Origin of the sequence: Novosphingobium rosa NBRC 15208, from assembly GCF_001598555.1 — a bacterium.
GTDB lineage: Bacteria > Pseudomonadota > Alphaproteobacteria > Sphingomonadales > Sphingomonadaceae > Novosphingobium > Novosphingobium rosa.
Genome location: NZ_BCZE01000064.1, coordinates 16,197 through 37,096, shown reverse-complemented (window position 1 = coordinate 37,096; position 20,900 = coordinate 16,197). Strand labels below are relative to the sequence as shown.

Annotated in this window: 20 protein-coding genes; 13 read left to right on the top strand and 7 right to left on the bottom strand. The window is 65.6% G+C overall.

All coding sequences use genetic code 11. The features are described 5' to 3' along the window. Positions 1-70 precede the first annotated feature (70 nt). Positions 71-1,123, bottom strand: a complete 1,053-nt coding sequence (locus tag SR3_RS21900; RefSeq protein WP_245654049.1) for a cupin domain-containing protein — start codon at positions 1,121-1,123, stop codon at positions 71-73. A gap of 183 nt (positions 1,124-1,306) precedes the next feature. Between SR3_RS21900 and SR3_RS21895 the strand changes: the two genes are divergently transcribed. The 3 genes from SR3_RS21895 (at position 1,307) to SR3_RS21885 (ending at position 4,530) form a co-directional block, all read left to right on the top strand. Next, complete coding sequence (locus tag SR3_RS21895) at positions 1,307-2,023, top strand: alpha/beta fold hydrolase (RefSeq protein WP_068090700.1); 717 nt, start codon at positions 1,307-1,309, stop codon at positions 2,021-2,023. A 49-nt stretch (positions 2,024-2,072) separates the two neighbouring features. Beyond that, on the top strand, positions 2,073-3,209 hold the full coding sequence (locus SR3_RS21890) for a nuclear transport factor 2 family protein (protein ID WP_218018868.1): 1,137 nt from the start codon (positions 2,073-2,075) through the stop codon (positions 3,207-3,209). 61 nt (positions 3,210-3,270) lie between these two features. Then, on the top strand, positions 3,271-4,530 hold the full coding sequence (locus SR3_RS21885) for an MFS transporter (RefSeq protein ID WP_068090697.1): 1,260 nt from the start codon (positions 3,271-3,273) through the stop codon (positions 4,528-4,530). Here the strand turns inward: SR3_RS21885 and SR3_RS21880 are convergent, their stop codons facing one another. Beyond that, entirely contained in the window at positions 4,531-5,055 is a 525-nt protein-coding gene (locus tag SR3_RS21880; RefSeq protein WP_245654048.1) for an Lrp/AsnC family transcriptional regulator, read from the bottom strand. Positions 5,056-5,130: 75 nt separating this feature from the next. Here SR3_RS21880 and SR3_RS21875 point away from each other — a divergent pair, with 75 nt between their 5' ends. The 3 genes from SR3_RS21875 (at position 5,131) to SR3_RS21865 (ending at position 7,360) form a co-directional block, all read left to right on the top strand. Continuing rightward, entirely contained in the window at positions 5,131-6,132 is a 1,002-nt protein-coding gene (locus SR3_RS21875; RefSeq protein WP_068090696.1) for a DMT family transporter, read from the top strand. 91 nt (positions 6,133-6,223) lie between these two features. Next, a complete protein-coding gene (locus SR3_RS21870; RefSeq protein ID WP_068090694.1) occupies positions 6,224-6,817 on the top strand; it encodes a septal ring lytic transglycosylase RlpA family protein in 594 nt (197 codons plus the stop codon). A 189-nt stretch (positions 6,818-7,006) separates the two neighbouring features. Beyond that, positions 7,007-7,360, top strand: a complete 354-nt coding sequence (locus tag SR3_RS21865; protein WP_068090690.1) for a UrcA family protein — start codon at positions 7,007-7,009, stop codon at positions 7,358-7,360. A gap of 66 nt (positions 7,361-7,426) precedes the next feature. Here the strand turns inward: SR3_RS21865 and SR3_RS21860 are convergent, their stop codons facing one another. From SR3_RS21860 to SR3_RS21850, 3 genes are all read right to left on the bottom strand, one after another. Further along, a complete protein-coding gene (locus SR3_RS21860) occupies positions 7,427-8,170 on the bottom strand; it encodes a LytR/AlgR family response regulator transcription factor (RefSeq protein ID WP_068090688.1) in 744 nt (247 codons plus the stop codon). Further along, positions 8,160-9,311 carry a sensor histidine kinase gene (locus tag SR3_RS21855; RefSeq protein ID WP_245654047.1) on the bottom strand — a complete coding sequence of 384 codons (1,152 nt, stop codon included), beginning with the start codon at positions 9,309-9,311 and terminating at the stop codon, positions 8,160-8,162. Before SR3_RS21855 ends, SR3_RS21860 begins: the two co-directional genes overlap by 11 nt. A 169-nt stretch (positions 9,312-9,480) precedes the next feature. After that, positions 9,481-9,882 carry an NUDIX hydrolase gene (locus SR3_RS21850; protein ID WP_068090680.1) on the bottom strand — a complete coding sequence of 134 codons (402 nt, stop codon included), beginning with the start codon at positions 9,880-9,882 and terminating at the stop codon, positions 9,481-9,483. 102 nt (positions 9,883-9,984) lie between these two features. On the opposite strand from SR3_RS21850, the gene SR3_RS21845 reads away from it, so the two are divergent. Next, positions 9,985-10,449: a nuclear transport factor 2 family protein gene (locus SR3_RS21845; RefSeq protein ID WP_068090678.1), complete on the top strand. Its 465-nt coding sequence runs from the start codon at positions 9,985-9,987 to the stop codon at positions 10,447-10,449. 8 nt (positions 10,450-10,457) lie between these two features. Next, positions 10,458-11,036, top strand: a complete 579-nt coding sequence (locus SR3_RS21840; protein WP_068090677.1) for a TetR/AcrR family transcriptional regulator — start codon at positions 10,458-10,460, stop codon at positions 11,034-11,036. Positions 11,037-11,038: 2 nt separating this feature from the next. On the opposite strand, the gene SR3_RS21835 is transcribed toward SR3_RS21840, so the two are convergent. Next, positions 11,039-12,157: a DUF2827 family protein gene (locus SR3_RS21835; protein ID WP_068090676.1), complete on the bottom strand. Its 1,119-nt coding sequence runs from the start codon at positions 12,155-12,157 to the stop codon at positions 11,039-11,041. After that, complete coding sequence (locus tag SR3_RS21830; RefSeq protein ID WP_068090674.1) at positions 12,154-13,272, bottom strand: DUF2827 family protein; 1,119 nt, start codon at positions 13,270-13,272, stop codon at positions 12,154-12,156. The genes SR3_RS21835 and SR3_RS21830 overlap by 4 nt, the downstream gene beginning before the upstream one ends. 384 nt (positions 13,273-13,656) lie before the next feature. Between SR3_RS21830 and SR3_RS21825 the strand changes: the two genes are divergently transcribed. The 5 genes from SR3_RS21825 to SR3_RS21805 all read left to right on the top strand — a co-directional run bounded on the left by SR3_RS21825 (position 13,657) and on the right by SR3_RS21805 (position 20,128). After that, the gene (locus SR3_RS21825; RefSeq protein ID WP_068090672.1) at positions 13,657-14,559 is read left to right on the top strand and encodes a LysR substrate-binding domain-containing protein; all 903 of its coding nucleotides are present in this window, start codon (positions 13,657-13,659) and stop codon (positions 14,557-14,559) included. A gap of 120 nt (positions 14,560-14,679) precedes the next feature. Next, entirely contained in the window at positions 14,680-15,642 is a 963-nt protein-coding gene (locus tag SR3_RS21820; protein ID WP_245654046.1) for an alpha/beta hydrolase family protein, read from the top strand. Between the two features lie 86 nt (positions 15,643-15,728). Continuing rightward, the gene (locus tag SR3_RS21815) at positions 15,729-16,958 is read left to right on the top strand and encodes an AAA family ATPase (protein WP_174549179.1); all 1,230 of its coding nucleotides are present in this window, start codon (positions 15,729-15,731) and stop codon (positions 16,956-16,958) included. 65 nt (positions 16,959-17,023) lie between these two features. After that, on the top strand, positions 17,024-18,103 hold the full coding sequence (locus SR3_RS21810; protein WP_068090671.1) for a ParB/RepB/Spo0J family partition protein: 1,080 nt from the start codon (positions 17,024-17,026) through the stop codon (positions 18,101-18,103). 786 nt (positions 18,104-18,889) lie between these two features. After that, positions 18,890-20,128 (top strand): replication initiator protein A, encoded by a 1,239-nt coding sequence (locus SR3_RS21805; protein WP_068090668.1) that lies wholly within the window; start codon positions 18,890-18,892, stop codon positions 20,126-20,128. Positions 20,129-20,900: the final 772 nt, after the last annotated feature.

Below are 20,900 nucleotides of genomic sequence, written 5' to 3'. Positions count from 1 at the left end.
TGCGATCAACCCCACGAAAAAGGGCGGCCCGGATTGATCCGGACCGCCCTTTTTTAGCCTTGCCTTCGCTTTAGCTGGCAAACACCGGTCGCGCCGGATCTTCCGAGCCGCGCACCACAATCGCCTCACACGGCACGGAGGCGGTGTTGCGGAAGGCATGCTGCAGGCCGATCGGCACGGTCAGCGTATCGCCCGCACCCATAATCAGGCTGCCATCAGCCCAGCTGACTTCCAAGGTGCCCGACTGGATGAAGATCACCTCTTCCTCGGCGCGGGCATGCAGCGGGACATAGGCGCCGGTCTGCAAGGTCAACTGGCGCAGGTTGAAGCCATGCGGCCACCAGCCGGAAATCGGGCCTGGGGCAAAGCCGTCGCTGGTGGCCTGAGGCACGATCACCCCCGCTTCCACCACGCCGGGCGCGGCCAAGGGCGAAGCAGGATTGGCGGGGGCCTCCCCGGCGCGCACCACGCATTCCAGCAGCTTTTCCAGCGGCGGCGTGCGCAATTGCGCCGCAGCCTCGGCATCGAGGCCGGTTTCCAGCTCGACATCGCGCAACTCGTAATCGCCGCTGCTGGTGTCGATCAGCTGGCCGCCCTTGGTCAGCTTCAGGCCGAAATCCTGCGCGGCCTCCAGCACGGCGGGGGCCCAGGTCACCTTGCCGGGCTCATCCTGCCCCAGCGCGACCCACAGGAAGCCGGTGCCCTCATCGACCTTTTCGAAACCGCGGAACATCTGCGTCGGCACCGAAGCGACATCGCCGGGGCCGATTTCCAGCGCGCCATCCTCGCAATTGGGGCCGAACAGCAGCCGCCAATGGCCGGAATGGACGACGAAGACCTCCGCTGTTTCATGGCTGTGCTGCGAATTGACGCAACCGAAGGGCTGGCGCGCGCCGCCAATGTTGAAGCCATGTGGCTGGGCGATATGCACGAACTGATCCGGGCTTTCCGACACGCCGGGGCCGATGATCGTGAAGTTTTCCTTCTCGGTCGAACCGGGCGTGCGGGTATCGATAAAGGCGGTGCGGCAGGGCACGAGATCGGCATAGCGCACCAGCCGGCCAGCCATCGCCGTGCCGGCCAATCCGTCGCTGGCAGCTCCCCCGTTTGTCGGTTGTGTCACGAATCGCTCCATTGTCTTCAAGGGGCCCAAATCGCCGGTCTTTGCCGGAATTTTTCATCCCACACTTGCATTCGAATGCAAATGTGCTAATCCATCGCCATGCCCAGCGCAAGCTAATTTGGTGAGGGCAAGCATCAACGATGCCGGGACGAACCATCGATCCCGGACGGGAGAACACACGACGTGACAGCGCCCCCGCGCATCGATCCCGACTGGCCGCTGCTGATGCTGCCCGGCACCTTGTGCGACGCACGGGTGTTTGCGCCGATGCTGACTGGAACGGCGCACAATGTTCTGCATGGCGACATGACCGGCCTGCCCAGCGCGCAGGCTCTGGCCCACCGCTTGCTCCAGAACGCCCCTGCGCTTTTCATTCCTGTCGGCTTTTCACTGGGCGCCATTGTGGCGCTGGAGATGGCCGCCATCGCTCCGCACCGCATCGGCGCCATGGTGCTGATCGCCGCCAATGGCCGTGATGTACCGCCAGCCGACCACGAAACCCGCCGCGCCGCTGCCGCCGGCGATCCGGTTGCGGCGGTGGACCAGCTCTGGCCCCGCTCGGTTGCCGCCGCGCACCTTGAGGATACCGCGCTCCGCCAGCTGATCCGCGATATGGCGCGTGAAGCCCCGCAAGACACGCTCAGCCTGCAAACCGAAGTTGCCCTGACCCGCAGCGACAAGCGCCCGCTTCTGCCCGCCATGGCCATGCCGACACTGGTGCTGGGCGGCGCTCAGGACCAGATCGCCCCGCCCGCCCTGCAGCAGGAACTGGCCGACGGCCTGCCCCATGCCACGCTGCATATCGCCCCGGATGCGGGCCATTTCCTGCCGCTGGAGTGTCCCGATTTCTGCGCCCGCGCCCTTGCCGAATGGCTGGCGCCCGTGCCCGTCCATCCATAACATCCACGCCCATAACACTCACCGATGTCGCACAATGGAGAGGTCTTCCGTGACTGACGCCCAAACCCCCAAGAAACCCGCCGCCGCCCCTCAGGCCGTCCCTGCGCAACCAGGCCGCGTGCTGCAGGTAGAACGCCGCGATTTCACGCAGTTGGTGCCCGAGAACCGCCCCCGGGTGCAAAGCATGCGCGGCTTCGATGATTGCTACACCGATATCGTCGACTACATCGTGCGCTGCACCCACCGCATCTGGGATGAGCGCGATGTGGGGCTGATCTACAGCCATTACACGCATAATTGCGTCGCCTACACCACGCTGGGCACGATGTATGACCGCGAGACGCATATACGCGACACCATCCAGCGTCTCGTTGAATTCCCCGACCGGCGCGGCATGGCCCAGCAGGTGATCTGGAACGGCGACGATGTGAACGGCTTCTACACCAGCCATATGACGCATGGCTCGGGCCGCCACACGCAGATCGGCGCCTGGGGCAAGCCCACAGGCCGCACCTATTGCACCCGCACCGTGGCCGACTGCATGATCCTTGAGAACAAGATCTACAAGGAATGGATCGTGCGCGACAATATGGGCCCGCTGATTCAGGTCGGGCTCGACCCGCATGAATTCGCCCAGACCCTCGCCCAGCGCAAGTTCGACCTTGGCGAGCCGGTGATGGACACCGCCGAAAACCGCCGCCTGCTGGGCCAGTATCCGCCCGAGAGCGAGGCCGACCTCTCCATCGCCAACAATGAGGGCGAGGCGCAGCTCCTCACCTGGCTGCACCACATCTACAACAAGCGCATGTTCGGCAAGATTCACGAGATCTATGCCCCCAACTGCCAGTGGCACGGCCCGCTGATGCGCGAACTCTATGGCGTGGCGGCGGTGCTGCAGCAAACCATGCGCCTTGTCGCGCTGATGCCCGATTGCAGCTTTGTGCCGCAGCATATCTGCTCGGTGGAGAGCGAGGAGGGCGGCACCAAATATGCCCTGCGCTGGGTGATGGATGGTCACCATCTGGGCTATGGCTCGCTGGGCGCGCCCACCGGGCACCCGCTCTTCGTGATGGGCGTGACGCATTTCCATATCAAGGATGGCAAGATCGTCGATGAATGGGCGGTCTATGACGAGTTCTCGATGCTGGTGCAGCTGAAACTGGCCGCCATTCAGGCCGCCGCCTGACCGTGACACGGGCGGGGCCCGCGCGGCCCCGCCACCCTTTCCTCGCCGGAGTGTTCCGAGGATGCCCACCGCCACCCCCGCCCTGCCCGCCGCCGCCATCCCCGAGCCTCAGCAGGCGGCCATCGCCGCGCCGGAGAGCGCCACGCCGGACATCGCCCTGCCGCATCAGCTGGCGATCTTCCTGCTGCTGATGGTCTGCGAGTTCCTCTATGGCTGGGCGTGGAACACGGTGGACGTGCTGCGCCCCTTTATCCGCGAGTCGCTGGGCCTCTCGCTGATGCAGGCGGGCTCGACCTATTCGGCGCAGGGGGCAGGCGCGCTGACCGGCGCGGTGGTGATCGGCCAACTGGCCGACCGCTATGGCCGCAGGCGGATGTTCGCGCTGCTGGTGGCGGGCTATGGCGCGATGCTGATCGCCGGGACGGCGGTGGGCAGCTATCCGCAGCTGCTGGCGCAGCGCTTTCTGCTGGGGCTTTTCGCGGGGGCCAGCTTCCCGGTCGGCGTGGGGATTTACTGCAACCTGTTCCGCCCCACCGTGCGCGGGCGACTGGCAGGGATTCTCAACGCCTGTTTCAGTCTTTCCATCGTGGCCCTGGGGCTGGCGATGGGGGCTGTCGCGCCGGGTCAGTGGCACATGCTGCTGTGGGCGGGCGGCGTGCCGCCGCTGGTGCTCTCGGTGGTGGCCTATCTGATGATCCCGGCGGGTTCGCGCATCGATCTGGCCAGCCAGCGCGGCGACAAGCTTCCCGTGCGCGAGTTGTTCGCCCCCGACGTGCGCCGCCAGACTTTAACGCTGGCGGCGATGACGGGCCTCAACTTCTTCGGCTATGCCGCCTTCAGCGGCTGGCTGACCACCTATCTGACCGGCGAGCGCCATTTTTCCTCCGCGCTGGCGGGCAATCTGCTGGCGTGGCAGTTCGCCGGCAACATCGCGGGCGGCTTCTTCTGGGGCTGGGCGGCGGACCGCTTCGGGCGGCGCTTCAACGCGGTGGGCTTCTTCATCGCCTCGGCGGCGATCGTCGCCTTTCTGCTGGCCCCGTCCAATGTGGGGCTGCTGCGCCTCCTCGGGCTGATCTATGGCGCGACGCTCTGCTCCAGCGTGATCTGGGGCGCGTGGATGGCCGAGCTTTACCCGCCGCATCTGCAATCGACAGCGGCCTCGATCTTCAACTGGGGGCGGATCATCAGCTTCTTCTCGCCGCTGATCACCGCGCGGATCGCCCAGCAGGCAGGCATGCCCATCGCCATGAGCGGCGCCGCGCTGGCCTTCACGCTGGCGGCCTTCCTCTGGATCAGCCAGCGCGAAACGCTGAAGGCCTGATCATGCTGACGGCACCTGCACCTCGGCCCCGAACTTGACGCGATCCAGCGCGACCAGACTGCGATAGCTGGCCACCGCCTCATTCTGGGCGAAGAGGCGGCGGGTGATCGCCTCATAGGCCACCATATCCGTCGCCACGATCACCACCACGAAGCTGATCCCCCCGGTGACGTAATAGCACTGCTGCACCTCGGGCGCGGCGCGGAACAGCGCCTTGGCCGCATCCACCGTGCCGGCCCGCTCATCGGTGAGATGGACCTCCACGATGGAGGTGATCGCCATGCCCAGCGCCGCCGCATCCACCACCGCCACATTCCGCGCGATGATCCCGGCGCTTTCCATCGCGGCGATGCGGCGCTGCACGGCGGCGGCGGAAAGATTGACCGCCTCGGCGATGGTCCGCTGCGGCGTGCGGTTGTCGCGCTGGAGGATGCGCAGGATCGCCCGGTCGAAAGGGTCGAGCGCGGGGCGGCGGATGGAGGGTTTGCGGGCCATAGGTGAGTAATTGTTGCATTTGGTGGCCATAGCAAGCGCGCATGTCTCGCCATGTTGATGATATGTTCCCCACATCATCCACATCCTGCCGTGAGTCTTGAGCCCGTGACCGCATCCATCGCCACACCCTCCGGCGACCATCGCACCCTGCCCGGCATCGCTTGCGGCATAGGGGCCGGGGCGCTGTGGGGGCTGGTCTTTCTGGCGCCCGCGATGGTGCCGGGGATATCGCCCCTGCTGCTCGCGATCGGGCGCTATCTGGCCTATGGGGCGATTTCGGCGGTGCTGATCGCGCCGCGCTGGCGCGTGCTGCTGTCTTTGCTGGAACGGCGCGACTGGCTCTCGCTGGTCTGGCTCTCGCTGGCGGGCAACACGCTGTATTACATCCTGCTGTCGACGGCGGTGCAGAAGGCGGGCATCGCCACAACCTCGCTGGTGATCGGCTTTCTGCCCGTCGCCGTCACGATCATCGGCAGCCGGGACCGCCATGCCGTGCCGCTGCGCCGCCTGCTGCCCTCGCTGCTGCTGTGCATGGCCGGGGTGGTCTGCATCGGGTGGCAGGCGCTGGCGCCCTCTGCCTTGGCCCCCTCTGCCTTGGCCCCCTCTGCCTTGGCCAGCGCCGGGCAGCGCGGTCTGGGCTTTGCCTGCGCCATCGGCGCGCTGATCGCCTGGACGGCCTATGCCGTGGGCAATGCCCGCGCGCTGACGCGGATCGACCGGGTCTCGGCGCATGACTGGAACCTGCTGATGGGGGTGGTCACCGGGGCGCAGGCGCTGCTGCTGATCCCGCTGGGCGCGCTTGCGGAGCCTTTGCGCCACACGCCCACGGTCTGGGCGCAGCTGGCGGGGATGTCGCTGGCGGTGGCGGTGATCGCCTCCTTTTGCGGCAATGCGCTGTGGAACCGGATGAGCCGCCTGCTGCCGCTGACGATGGTGGGCCAGATGATCCTGTTCGAAACGCTTTTCGCGCTGCTCTACGGCCTGCTGTGGGAGCATCGCCTGCCCCTGCCGCTGGAAGTGGCCGCCTTCGCGCTGGTGACGGCCAGCGTGCTGACCTGCATCGCCGCGCATCGCGGCCATGCCCCGGCCGAAGGACACGGCCTATAGTGCGATGATGCGGCACCGCTCGTCGCAAAGCTGTGCCTGGCCGCGCGCTATCCCATGGCGCGCGGCGGGCATCTTACGCTAAAGAGCCGATATGACGGCACAAAAGACAGCCCGCCGCTATGGCGTGACAATGCTGGCGCTGCTGCTTTCGGCCTGCGGGTCGGGGGTGCATTATCGCCCGGTCAGCGATACGCCGGTGCGCGTCGGGCGGCCCTATGCGGTGCGCGGCACCACCTATGTGCCCGCCGCCGACCCTGCCTATGACCGGCTCGGCTATGCCAGCTGGTACGGGCCGGAATCGGGATCGCAGACCGCCAATGGCGAGCGCTTCCGCCCCGATGGCATCAGCGGCGCGCATACCACTCTGCCGCTGCCCAGCTATGTCGAGGTGACCGCGCTGGAGACCGGACGGGTGATCGTGGTGCGGGTCAACGATCGCGGGCCTTTTACACGCAATGGGCGGCTGATCGACCTGTCCCGCGGGGCCGCCCAACTTCTCGGCATCAGGCAGAGCGGGGTGGCGCCGGTGCGGCTGCGCGTGGTGGAGCCCTCCGCAGCGGACCGCGCCCGTTTGCGCGCCGGGCAAGCGGCGGCGCCCCGGCCTGCGGTGTCGCCCCAAATGCTGGCGCAGCTGCGCACCCAACTGGCGCAAGCCGGGGCGGGCAGCCCGGTTTCGCTGCCTTAACCGCCTGACATTCGTCGAAGCGGCTGGTGCTTTCGTCGATGCCGCCCGCCCTTGGTGGAGCCCTGTGGGGGCCTGATCGAGGAGCACGCGCATCGGGCGCGGGGCCGGCCTAAAACGTGTCCAGCGACGGTGCTCCCATGGCCGCCGCGAGAGGCGGGGCAACACCCGCCCGCTGGAGGAGTCCCGATCATGTCCACCGCCCTTCTTCGCGGATTTGCCCTGTTGGGCCTGTCCTGCACGCTCGCCGCCACGCCCGCTCTGGCCCAGAGCGAAGCGCCGCAGCGGTTTGTGTCCTACGCCGATCTCGATCTCACCACCCGCGCCGGGCAGGATATGCTGCACAGTCGCGTGCTGCATGCCGTCGATGATGTCTGCGGTCGCCCCGCTCCCGGCGATTTCGGCCCGATGCGCGAGGTCATCATGAACTGCCGCAACACCGCGCGGATCAGCACAAGATCGCAGGTGCAGATGGCGCTGGCCAATGCCCATGGCGGCGCCGCGCTGGCCCGCAATGAGGTGAAGATCGCCCCCAGGGCGCGGTAAGGCCGTCACCCCCTTGCCGCCCTCGGAAGCAGCCCTCGGGAGATGGTCCCGGGGGCTGCTTCTGTGTCAGCCGCGCCCCACCAGAGCCCGCGCATTGGCCAGATAGCTGCGCCCGATCCTCAGCTCCGCGCCATCGCTCAACACGGCGTGCCATGTGCCGAGGCCGTCATGGCGCAGCTTGGCGATCCTGTCGCGCCGCACGATGGTGGAGCGATGCAGCCGCAGAAAACGCGCGGGATCGAGCCGTTGCTCCAGCGCGCTGATCGTCTGATGCAGCAGGAAACTGCGCGCGCCGACATGCAGGCGCATATAGTCGCGCTCGGCCTCGATGCGGTCGATGTCCTGCGCGGCGATGCGGATCACCTCGGAGCGGTGTGGCACCCAGAATTCCTCAAGCCATTCAGGAGCCTGCGCCGAGGCGAGGCCAGTCGCGCGCAGAGTTTCGGCGATGCGCGCGATGGTCTTGCCCAACTGTTCGGGCGTGACGGGTTTGAGCAGATAGCCCACCGCCGCCACATCGAAGGCGGCCACGGCGAACTGGTCGAAGGCGGTGCAGAAGACGATGGCGGGGCGGGCAACCTTGCCGTCCAGCGCCCGCGCCACATCCAGCCCATCAAGCCCCGGCATGGAAATATCGAGCAGCACGACCTCCGGCGACAGGGCCTCGATCATCCGCAGGGCCGCCTCGCCATCCGAGGCCGTGCCGACCAGTTGCAGCGCCGGAAGGGCGGCGCAGAGGATCTGCAGGCGCTCGATGGCGAGGGGTTCGTCATCGACGATCAGAGTCCGAAGGGCGCGCTCAGCAACCATGGCGCACCAGCGGCATGGTCAGGGTGACGGCAAAGCCACCCTCCGCCCGGGCTTCCCGATGGCAGCTGGCATCGGCGCCGAAACGCGCTGCCAGCCGGTCACGTACATTGGGCAGGCCCAGCCCCGTGCCACCTTCTGGCGCGGGGGAAACCGGATCGCCATCATCCTCGACCGACAGGGCCAGCGCGCCGCCCTCCTCGCGCGCGGCGATGCGGATGGTCACCGGCCGGCGGGAGCGGGACACCGCATATTTCACCGCATTCTCCACCAGCGGCTGCAGGATCAGCCCCGGCACGCAAGCCGTCAGCAAAGCCTCCGGCACGTCGATGTTGACCAGCAGCCTTTCGGGGAAGCGCACGCGTTCGATATCCAGATACAGCCTTTGCAGCATGATCTCGTCGGCCAGGGGCACATCCTCGGTGGTGTCGCCGGTCAGGCTGGTGCGGAAGAAGGTGGCCAGATTGATGATCATCTGCTCGGCCTGCTCGCGCTTGCCGGTCAGGATCAGGGAGGAGAGCGCATTGAGCGTGTTGAACAGGAAATGCGGATTGACCTGATAGCGCAGCGCCTTGAGTTCGGCCGCCTGCGCCGCCGCGCGCAGGGCCGCCTCGCGCCGTTCCAGCGCGGCGGCGCGCACGGCATAGGTCAGCGCCAGATAGAGCGATGCCCAGGCGATGAAGAAGAAATAGCCGTTGCCCGCCTGATCCGCGATGGATTGCAGCGGCGTCATCCCCTCGTCCGACATGCCATGCGTCATGCCGACGCTGACCGAGGGCGCCCCCGGCACGGCGGGGGGCTGCGGCGGGGCGGGAGGACGCGGCGGCAGGGATCTCGCCGGGGCGGACCAGCGCCAGTCCATCGCCACGCCCTCGCCGATATGGCTGAACATATACCAGTTGAAGGCCGAGTAGAACAAGGCCGCCGGCACCGCCAGCAGCAGCGCCAGAGCGAAGCTGCTGCGCAATTTCGCCCCCGCCACGCGCCGCATCAGCAGGTAAAAGATCACCGTCACCCCGGCGCTGACCAGCGAGACCACCGCCCGCTTGCCCATCATGCCGGTCTGGTCATGCTGATAGAGCGCCAGCGAGCGCAGCGACCAAATCGTGAAATAAAAGGCCCAGAAGCAGACGATCGAGGTCAAGGCGATCGCTGGCGCAAGCCGGGCGGGAGGTTCCTCGGAAGACATCCGCCCAATATAGCCTGAATGGGGGCAAGAGACATCACGCGACAGGGGGACGGCGGTGTCGTTTGTCGAAGCCTGTTGGCTGATTGCCGAAATCCCGCGCGCCCTGTGAGTCTACGATGTGGCGCTACAGGGCGGGCAGCAGGGGCAGGATATGGTCGCGGGTCAGCGGGGCCAGAGGGAGGGCCGCGGCTTCAACTGGCGTGGCCCAGAGCGCCTCGGCGATTTCGGCGCGGGGTTCCGGCTCATGGGCGATGCGCAGATGGAACAGCTCGGCCTCGACAAGGTGGCCGGGCTCATTCGCGGCGGGGGAGGAAAAGCGCCCGAGATGGCGCGCGCCCGTTTCGGGCAGGTCCAGGCCGATTTCCTCGCACAGTTCGCGCGTCAGGGCGGCCAGCGGGGTTTCGCCGCCCTCGATCTTGCCACCCGGTTGCATGAACCATGGGCTGCCCGCCTTGCGCACCAGCAGCAGGCGGCCTGCGGGATCGTCGATCAGGGCGGCGGCGATGCGGATGATGCGGGGGGCCATCAGTCCATCTGTAAAGCGGATCGCCCCAGGTGCAATCGAAACGGATTGACGCGCGGCCCAGCAGCTTTTACCGAACAGTACAAGTTCAACCGGAGGCGCCTTATGTCCCGTCCACCCCTGCCCCCCTTCACCCGCGAAACGGCCATCGAAAAGGTGCGTCTGGCCGAAGATGGCTGGAACAGCCGCGACGCGGCCAAAGTCGCGCTGGCCTACACGGAAGACACGCGCTGGCGGAACCGGGTGGAGTTCGCCACCAGCCGGGAGGAGGCTCAGGCCTTCCTGACCCGCAAGTGGAACAAGGAGCTGGATTATCGGCTGATCAAGGAACTCTGGGCCTTCACCGGCAACCGCATCGCCGTGCGCTATGCCTATGAATATCATGACGACAGCGGCCAGTGGTTCCGCGCCTATGGCAATGAAAACTGGGCGTTCGCACCCGACGGGCTGATGCAGCACCGCCATGCCAGCATCAACGAGATGCCGATCCGCGAGGAAGACCGCAAGTTCCGCTGGCCGCTGGGCCGCCGCCCGGACGATCACCCCTCGCTCAGCGATCTGGGCCTTTGAGCGGAAGAGTGACGGCGAAGCGCGTTCTCACCGAGCGGGCTCAGGCCCTGCCCGCTCTGGCCGAATGCTTTCGCACCCATGGGTTTGAAGGGGCCAGCCTTTCGCTGCTCTGCGCGGCGAGCGGGCTGGGCAAGGGCAGCCTCTACAACTTCTTCCCCGGCGGCAAGGCGGAGATGATGGAGGCCGTGCTGGCGCAAATCGATGACTGGTTCGCCCAAGCCATCTTCGCCCCGCTGGAGCAAGCCGACGATCCCGCCACGGCGATCACCGCGATGATGGCGGCTGTGACCGCCTATTTCCATGGCGGCGGGCGCGTCTGCCTGATGGGCTGGATCGGCCTGAGCAACGCGCGCGACGGTTTTGCCGGGCAGGTGGAGGGTTATTTCGCGCGCTGGATCGCCGCTCTGGCCCGCTGTCTGAAAAGCGGCGGCGTGGCGGCGCAAAGCGCCATGCGCCATGCGGAAGATGCGGTTGCCGGCATGCAGGGCGCGCTTGTTCTGTCGCGAGCGCTGGGCGATCAGGCCGCCTTCACGCGTTTGATCGAGCGCCTGCGCATGGCGCTGCTCGACGCGCTCGCCGCTGCCTGAAGTCAAGTCTGCGGGAACAGGGCGGCAAGGCGCTCCTCATAGGCGCTGACCTGCGGGGCCGAGGCCGGATCGAGCATGGCCAGAAACTTTCCGGCCATCGCGCGATAGGCCGCCAGATCGGCATCGTGGTGATGCAGGGCATGCAACAGACTTTGCGCGCCATCCTCGGGATCGAAATCCTTGTAGCGATAGCCGCAATCGCCCAGCAGCGGCGCATTGTGGATCAGCGGGAAACCGCCATGCAGCGCCTCATAATGGCGATAGCTCTGCCCCTGCCCCCAATGGTGGCTGACCAGCGCATCGGCCCGGCTGCCCAGCACGGCGAAAGCGGGAATGGCGTCGAAAAACTGCACCTTGCGCTGGCGCACCACATCGAGGCTGTCCACGAAATGGCAGAAATGCTGGCCGTCCACCATGGCGGCGCTGTCGCCCACGCAGAGGCCCGCGATAAGCTCGGGCTGGCGGCGATAAGCAACATCGCAGAGCAGCAGCGGCAGATGACACGAGGCCGCGCTGGACCGGTTGGGCTCCAGAATGGCCAGCCGCCAGTCGCTGCGGCCCGGCCGGTATTGCCAGTCCAACCCCTGCGCCTGCACGGTCTGCTCCAGAATCGCCGGGCTCCACAGCTGGGGCACCACATGGACATGGGCCAGCGTGGTGTAATGCAGATAGCTGCCATGCGCGGCGGCATAGGCGGGCCAGACCCAGATTTCGCGGTAGAAATTGGGCGCGGGCAGCAGCGCGGTGGGGCGGGCGAAGGCCATAGCCTCGCTGTCAGCCACCAGATCGGCGGCGATGCGCTGGGCCACCAAAGCCCCGCCTTTTTCAGCGAAAGCGCGGCTCCAGTCTTCGGGCAGACGGCAGTCCAGCTCGATCACCAGATCGAGGCTCTGCATCGCCGCCTGCCTGCCGATCACCGGCAAAGGCGAGCGGGCGGAAGCCCCGGCCTGATCGCTTTCCGGCCCCGGCGCGCCATCCAGCGCCACGCAGCTTTCCACCCCCGCGCAGCGCACCAGCGCCATGGCCAGAAAAGCGGCGGCCTGTAGCGCATCGCCATCCCACAGGCCGGGAGCCGAGGCGCTCAGATCCAGCGCGACGCCGATGCGCAGGGAACGGTTCATGCGGCCTGCTCCTGACCGGTCAGGGCCAGCAGGCGTTTGGCATAGGCCTCGCGATTGGCCTCATTCTCGGGCGAGAATGAGGCGATCTTCGCCCGGTTGCGCGCCTGATGCCAGGGCAGTTCCTGATCGTGCAGATCCAGCGCGTGCATCAGGCAGCCCAGCCCCGCCGCGATATCGTTGCCCTCGTAATAATAGCCCACATCAGCAAAGAAGGGCGAGTTGTGGATCAGCGGATAATCGCCGTGGATCACATCAAGGTAGAGATAATTCTGCCCCCAGTCGATCTGATGGCTCACCACCAGATTCGCCGTCCCGGCCAGCACCTTGGCGACATATTGCCGCCCGTCCAGCGAGACCTTGCCACTCTGCGCCAGCAGCGATCCGCCCACCAGCGCGCCGAAGGCGGGGTGCTCGGTCATATGTCTGGTGTTGAGATAGGTGAGATGCGCGATCCGGCCCGGATCGACCTTCTCCAGCGTCTCGCAGATCAGGAAGGGGATGGTGCTCATCTTGCCCGCCGAGCGGTTGGGCTCGAACAAAGCGGGCCGCAGCCCCTGCGCCAGCATCCCTTCGCGATAGCCGAAATGCGCGCCACCTTCGGCCAGTTCGGCCACCTTCTGCTCAAGGAACATGGGCGACCAGAGATAGGGCAGCTCATGCACCGGGCAGCGATAGAGGCTGCGCATCATCGCGGTGAAAGCGCGGTCCTTGGGCAGCAGCCAGATTTCATCGCAACGCTCGATGGGGGCGAAATAATCGTTGCGGCCAAAGATGTCCGGCTCGACCAGATCGTAAAAGGGCTGGCCGCAGTTGAGGAACACCGCCTTGCCCCCGCCCGCGCGAAAGGGCGTCAACCAGTCGAGCCCCAGCCCGCCCGACACCTCGATGGCGACATCCACCGCAGTAAAGGCCTCTTGCGGGGACAGCATGGCGTAACGCGCGCCGATCGCCCCGGCATCGCCCGGCGCGCCGCCGTCGCCGGTGTCGATCAGCACCACCTGCTCGACAAAGGGCAGAGCCTCCAGCAGGCGGGCCAGATGATAGACATTCTGGCCGATGCCATTGCTCCAGATGTTGTGCTGGGCGCTGGTCAGGATCGAAAGGCCGATGCGCATGCGATCCGCTCGTCATGGGGTTGAGCGGCCAGCCTAACGCCTCTTGCTGCCTGCGGCAATGCCGCGCCGCCGGATCGCCACGCTTGATAAGCCTGGCCTATGCCCCTGGCTTATCCCGACCATGATTCCGACGGGCAGCCCAGGGGCTTTCATAAGCGATGCGGACCTGCCGGGCAGAAAGGGCCAGCAGGCAGGACCACAGCCGACGCAGCGTGGGAAACAAAGGCGGCGTTTCGCGATCCATGCAGGGGGCGGAGGCGTGTTGCATGTTGGCGCTGTCCTTGGTGAAAGAGGAGGGCAACTGCGGTGCAGCTTAGGCCCCCCGCCCACCGCCCGCCAACCAATTGATCGACACAGATCATAAGCTGTGCTTATGATGAAGCCATGCGCAAGATTCCTCCTCTGGCGGCGGTCCGCGTCTTCGAAGCGGCGGCGCGGCATGAGAATTTCACCGCCGCCGCCCGCGAGTTGGGCATGACGCAGGCCGCCGTCAGCCACCAGATCCGCCTGATCGAGAGCCATCTGGGCCAGCCCCTGTTCCGGCGCGAACGCCAGCGCGTGATCCTGACCGATGCGGCGCGGCGCGCGGCGGCCAGGCTCGGCAAGGGGCTCGACATGATCGAGAGCGCCTTTGCCGACATGCGGCTCGACGATGAGACCACGCTGACGATCTCCACCACCCCCACCTTCGCCAACACCTGGCTGGCGTGGCGGATCGGGGTGTTCCAGATGCGCTTTCCGGACATCGCCGTACGGCTGCTGATGCAGGAGGGCCTGTCCGATTTCACCGATGACGGTGTCGATGTCGCGGTGCGTTCGGGCTATGGATCATGGCCCGGTCTGGCGGCGCATCGCCTGATCGAGCAGGATTTCACGCCGATGTGCAGCCCCGGCTTTCTGGCGTCGCAGGGCGGGGCGATTCGGCCGCAAGACCTGTTGCGCCTGCCGCTGCTCAGCCCGCATGATCCGTCATGGGCCTGCTGGCTGCAACAGGCCGGGCTGGCGCAGGCGGGGGAGGCCCCGCTGCAGGGCGTGCGCATGGATTCGCAGGCCAATGAGGGCCATGCGGCGATGGCAGGTCAGGGCGTGGCCATGCTGACGCCCTTTTTCTGGCGTCAGGATATGGCGGAAAAACGGCTGGTGCCGCTGTTCCCGCAAGTCTCCAGCCTGGGCATGGCCTATTGGATCGTCTACCCCGACCACCGCCGTCGCGCCCGGAAAATCCGCCGCTTTTGCGAATGGCTGCTGGCGGAAATTGGCGCGCCCCCCAAACCGGAGCAGCCCTGACAGCCGCCCCTTTCTCCCAAGGCCAAGACTTTCGTGCGGTTTGACAAGGCCCCGCCCCAGGCCGAGCCTTGTCAAACCGCGCCCCGGCAGAGGGCGATGCGACAAAGCCATGAGGATGATGTGAGCCAGCAGCCGCCCGCAAGCACGGAAGCTCTGCCCGGGGGACCGCGCCCCGTCACCCTGCCCTGTCAGGACGGCCTCAACCTTGGCGGCCATCTGTGGCTGGCCCGGGATGGCGGCCGCGCGGGAAGCATCGTCATCAATCCGGCCACGGGGGTGCAGGCCCGCTATTACCATCGCTATGCGCGCTTTCTGGCCGACCATGGCTTCGATGTGCTGACCTATGACTATCGCGGCATCGGCGCCTCTCGCCCGGAGCGCCTGCGGGGCTGCTCCTATCGCTGGCGCGACTGGGGTACGCTCGACTGCGACGCCGCGCTGCGCTTCATGCACGCGCGCAGCCCTTCCGCGCCGCTGAACGTGATCGGCCACAGCATCGGCGGCTTTCTGGCAGGCCTTGCCCCCGGCGCGCCTGGGATTGCGCGGATGCTGACCGTGGGCGCGCAATATGCATGGTGGGGTGATTATGCCCAAAGCCACCGCCTGCAGCTGTTCCTCAAATGGCATGTGGCGATGCCGCTCGCCACGGCTTTCTGCGGTTACTTTCCCGGCCGCCGTCTGGGCTGGCTGGAGGATCTGCCCGCCGGTGTCGCCCATGAATGGAGCTTTCGCGGCCCCCGCTTCGAGCGCAGCCACAAGCGCCACGAACGCCCCGAGGTGCTGGCCCGCATGGCTTCGGTGACAGCCCCCATTCTGGCGGTGGTGGTGGCCGATGACACCATCGGCACCAGCGCCGCGATCCGCCGCACGCTGGCCTATTACAGGCAGGCGCCGCGCAGCGCCGTGCTGCTGCATCCGGCGGATTATGGCCGCCAGACCATCGGCCATTTCGACCTGTTCCATGACCGGCACAAGGACGGCTTCTGGCGCGAGAGTCTGGATTGGCTGAAACATGGTCGCAACCCGTGGGCCAACCGCGTGATCGAGACCGGGGAAGAATCACCATCGATTATTGCCAATTGAAGTCTTTTCTGCCAAATGAGGTAGGTAAAGGTTCAATATTCCGACTTCCGGGGAAAGTGCATTCAATGATCGATGAGTCCTCTGCGATGAAGCCGGGAGCGGCTTTTCCTTCACCGCTGCATCCCGTTGTCGATCAGATCGGCGATCTGGCCGCCGCTGGCGAAAAGATGATCGAACGCCTGCGCCGCAAGGCTTTTCTGCCCGATAGCCGCAAGGCGCTCAACGTGCGTTTCGGCATTGCCGAGGCGGCGCAACTGCTGGGCTGCTCGACCAACCGCATCCGCATGGCCGAGGACGATGGCCGCCTGCCCCCTGCCCCGGCGGGCGAGAATGGCCGCCGAATCGGCTATTCGGTCGACGATATGCTCAAGATGCGCGACGTGCTGGGCGCCAGCCCCGCGCGTGCGCCGATGGACGTGCCCGCGATGATCGCGGTGCAGAACTTCAAGGGCGGCGTGGGCAAATCCACCGTCACCACCCATCTGGCGCATTATTTCGCGGTGCAGGGCTATCGCGTGCTGGTGGTCGATTGCGACAGCCAGGCCACCACCACCACGCTGTTCGGCTTCAACCCGCATTTCAACATCACGCGCGAAGAGACGCTGTACCCCTATCTTTCGATCGATCCGACCCAGACCGATCTGCTTTACGCGGTGAAGCCGACGTCCTGGCCCAATGTCGATCTGATCCCCTCGAATCTGGAACTCTTCGATGTCGAGTATGAGCTGGCCGCCGCCGGTTCCGATGGGCAATCGGTGCTGGCCGCAAGGTTCCGCAAGCTGAAGCAGGGCCTGCTGGATCTGGCGCGCAATTACGATGTGGTGCTGCTCGATCCGCCGCCGGCGCTGGGCACGATCTCGCTGGCGGTGATGCAGGCGGCCAATGCGCTGCTGGTGCCGCTGGCGGCGACCACGCCGGACTTCTGCTCGACGGTGCAGTTCCTCTCGATGATGGATCAGGTGATCGGTCAGCTGGTTTCGGCGGGGATCACCGTCGATTACCAGTTCGTGCGCCTGCTGTGTTCGAAGTTCGACGGCAATGATCCCAGCCATGCCATGGTCCGCTCGATCATGGAGCAGGCTTTCGGCCCTGCCCTGCTGCCTGTGCCCATTCTGGAAAGCGCCGAGATCAGCCATGCCGCGCTGCGCATGATGACCGTCTATGAGCTGGAAAAGCCGATCGGCACCGCCAAGACCCATAAACGCTGCAAGGCCAATCTGGATGAATCGCTGGCCCAGATCGAGCAGCTGATCCGTCAGGGCTGGGGCCGCGTGGCGCCTGCGCGTGAGGAGGATGTGCTTCATGCCGCGCTGTGACCTTGCTTGCCTACAGGCAGGCGTTTTCGATATGTTCTCGCCCTCCTTTGTGAATCGGAGCTGATATGGCGCGCAAACAATCCGACTACCTTGCCGCCCTTCTGGCCGATGATGAGGGCGTTCCCGAAAGTACGACGCCTGCTGGATCGACAGCAGCAGCGCCGGAGCCCTCCCCTGCCCCCGATCTGCGGATGCAGCGCGCGCGCGGCACCACGCTGCTGGGCCGCGAGAGCGCTCTGGCCCGGGTGGCCAGCGGCGAGGTGCGGCAGGTCACGCAATTGCTGCTCGACCCGGCCAAGGTGCGGGTGTGGAGCGGCAATGCCCGTTCCTATGAGCATCTCTCCGAAGCATCGTGTCAGGAGCTGATCGATTCCATCGTGGCCGAGGGCGGGCAGAAGGTGCCCGCCGTGGTGCGCCGCATCGAAGGCGACCCGGATTACGATTATGAGGTGATCGCGGGGACGCGGCGCCACTGGTCGATCAGTTGGCTGCGGGCGCACTCCTATCCGGAGATGATGTTCGTTGCGCAGGTGGCGCAGCTGGATGACGAGGCCGCCTTCCGCCTGGCCGATCTGGAGAACCGGGCGCGCAAGGATGTCTCCGATCTGGAGCGGGCGCGTAATTATGCCGCCGCGCTCAAATCGCATTATGGCAATCACCAGAGCCGGATGGCCGAGCGGCTGAAGCTGTCCAAGGGCTGGCTGTCCAAGATGCTGAAGGTGGCGAGCCTGCCCGATGCGGTGGTGGCGGCTTTCGCCTCGCCCGCCGAGGTGCAGTTGAAACCGGCCTATCCGCTGGCGCAGGCTCTGGATGACAGACTGGCCGCACCGGCGATCCTGCGGACAGCCAAGGCACTGTCTGTGGAGCAGGCAAGCCGGGCGAAGACGGGCTCCCCTGCCCTGCCCGCCGCCGAGGTGTTGACGCGCTTGCTGGCAGCGCCGCGTGCGGATGAGGCTCCGGCGGCATCGATGTTCAGCTGGACATCGGATCATGGGCGGACCGGCTTGTCGGTGGTTTCGGCCAACCGGCAGGGTGCGACGGTGCGGGTGCATGCCGGATCCGGCGCGCGGATCGATGAGCTGGTCGATGCCTTCCGTGAAGCGCTGGTGGCGCTGGAGGAACAGGGCAAGGGCGTGCGGCCGTAACCGCACGGCGAGGCCCCTGCCCGTTTCGGGCTTCGCATTGTGAAGAATGCTGGATGGCATGAGGACGATGTTTCCCCGGGGAAACATCGTCCTTTGTTTTGCCCGCCGTCTATGACGTAAGGCCTGCCGGACCAGACGGTCATTGCCGGATGGCTTGGATGGCGGCACGCTTGACCGGGACACACGCTCTCATCTCATTTGGCAGAGGCCCCTCCCCATTATCCCCTCCTGGTGTGAGAAGGTTGCCATCGCTTGGGTGGCTTGACGGGTTCGGCCTTTGGTGTGTTTCCCCGGGGAAACATGTTCAGGCCCATTGAAGGCGCCGCAGGCCATCTCTTTTCATGCTGGCAAGGCTGCGGCTTTGGCTCTTTGTCTGAACCCGTGGCGCAAGGTGGACATTCAAGGGAGCGCGAGGGTGATGACCCTCGCATTTTCTCTTCCTTTCTCCTTGCCCAAACTGAACCACATCCCCCCGCCTGCGGCTCGTTTAACTGCGTTGAACTCGCCTGCGGCTCGTTTCCCCGGGGAAACATCGGCCTGCCGGGTTTCTCCAAAACGGTTTTCGCGGCATCATGGTTGACGTCGCCAGATTCGCTGGCGGCATTAAAGGCCACCAGATTCGCGCAAGGCTTGTCTGGCAGCCCGGAATTCAGCCGAGGGCGTGACTGATAGAAAGCCGCGCGCGCCCGAAGCACGCTTGATCGCGCCGAATACGACTGCCGCATGTTTCCCCGGGGAAACACCAAGGTCGTGCTGGGCGCGCTCGGACTTCGCCAAGGACCGCACGTGACCCGCGCCAGCAAACCGCCGACGACAGACCAGTTCGATCTGTTCCTGCCCTATATCTCCGATCTGGCGCTGCGCGACCAGCGCGAGATGATGGAGCGCCCCTTCTTCAGCCTGGCCAAATCGAAGCGCTCCAACCCGATCGATTACACCAGCCCCGATGGCAAGCTGTGGGTCCATGTCTCGGCCAATGCCGATTACGGCATGGCCACGATCTGGGATGCGGACATTCTGATCTATTGCGCCAGCGTGCTGGCCGATATGGCGCGGCGCGGGGCCAACGATGTGCCGCGCAAGCTCAACATCATGCCCTATGACCTGCTGCGCGCCATCGGCCGCCCCACCACGGGCCGCGCCTATGAGCTGCTGGGCCAGGCGCTGGACCGGCTTGTCGCCACCACCATCAAGACCAACATCCGCGCCGAGAACCGCCGCGAGGCCACTTTCAGCTGGCTCGATGGCTGGACCCAGCTGGTCGATGAAAGGACCGAGCGTTCGCGCGGCATGACCATCGAACTGTCGAACTGGTTCTGGGAAGGGGTGATGATGAAGGGCGGCGTGCTGTCGATCGACCGCGCCTATTTCGCCATCACCGGCGGGCGTGAGCGCTGGCTCTACAAGGTGGCGCGCAAGCATGCGGGCGGGGCAGGGGAGACGGGCTTCGCCATCTCCATGCCGGTGCTCTATGAGAAATCAGGCGCGGAGGGGCAGTATCGCCGCTTCAAGTTCGAGATGCTCAAGCTGGCCGAGAAGAACGATTTGCCCGGCTATGCGCTCTCGGTCGAGACGAGCCGCGAGGGTGAGCCGATGCTGCGCATGCGCCGCGTCGATGGCAAGGATGGCGCGGACCGGATGAAGGATATCGATCCTTCCTCTTCAGCACAGCCGGTGATGGAACCGATCGCGAAGCCGGTTGAGGCAGAGCTGCCCGCCCCTGTGGCGCCTGTGGCCAAAGCCCCTCGCGCGAAAAAGGAAGCGCCTGCCGAACCACTGATCGATGCCAAGGCGCTGGTGCGTCAGGCGGTGGCGGGTCTGTCGGATGCGGCGACGCGCGGCTTTATGACCGACGACACCATCGATTATCTGCGCGCCACCTGCCCGGGCTGGGATCTCCATGCGCTGCATGCCGAGTTCGAAAGCTGGGTTGCCGGAGACGAAACGCGCTCGCCGGTCAACTGGCAGAAGGCCTTCATCGGTTGGGTGAAGCGCCATCACGACAAGCACAAGCATCTGCGCTGAGCGAAACAGGGGGAAGGGCGTTCCCGAAGTGTCGGGCCAAATCGGGAGCCCTCTGAAAAATCCGGCGGCGGGATGGACATGGGATGAACAGGCGGTGGCCTTCTCCCTCCGCCTTCACAAAGTTTGAAGCTTGTTCGAAGCGATGCGATGCAAACTGATTCAACCCGCGCAGTTTCATCGCCCCCTGATCGGGTGGTTCGACACTCCGGGAACGGGCAAAACGCAGCCTTCGATCCTTTGGGAACGCCGCTTCGATCTTTCGGGAACAAGCCTTCGATCCTTCAGGAACGATCCTTCGACACTTCAGGAACCGGGCTTGGCAGGAGTCACGCAGGAATCCGCGAGTCGCAAGCCACGCTGCAGCGCTTAACTTTATCTAATTAGGATTTAACCCGTCTAACCCTTCGGGAAGCCTTTATGGAGTTGAGATAAAAGGGATGAAAAGCCGGGAGGCACCTGCCGTGAAAAGCAGGCAGCGATAAGCCTGCTGCGCCTGGCATGGAGTGTTCTTGATCGGCAACCCCATGCATGACGGGCAATCTGTGGCAACGCTGATCCACATTACGGAGCCTTGCCCTAAACCTGAGAGGCTGCAATCCCGGTCCAGCGTCATGAATGCAACGTTCCGCCTGACCACGAGGCGCTGATGTCCAATGGAGCTGCTCCCATCTCACGACAGATATCAATCGAGGCTCCGGCCTGAACGGATAGAGCTTGCACGCCGGCAATTTGCAAAGCCTTAAACCTCCAGCTTTCGAAAATTCGGCCAATC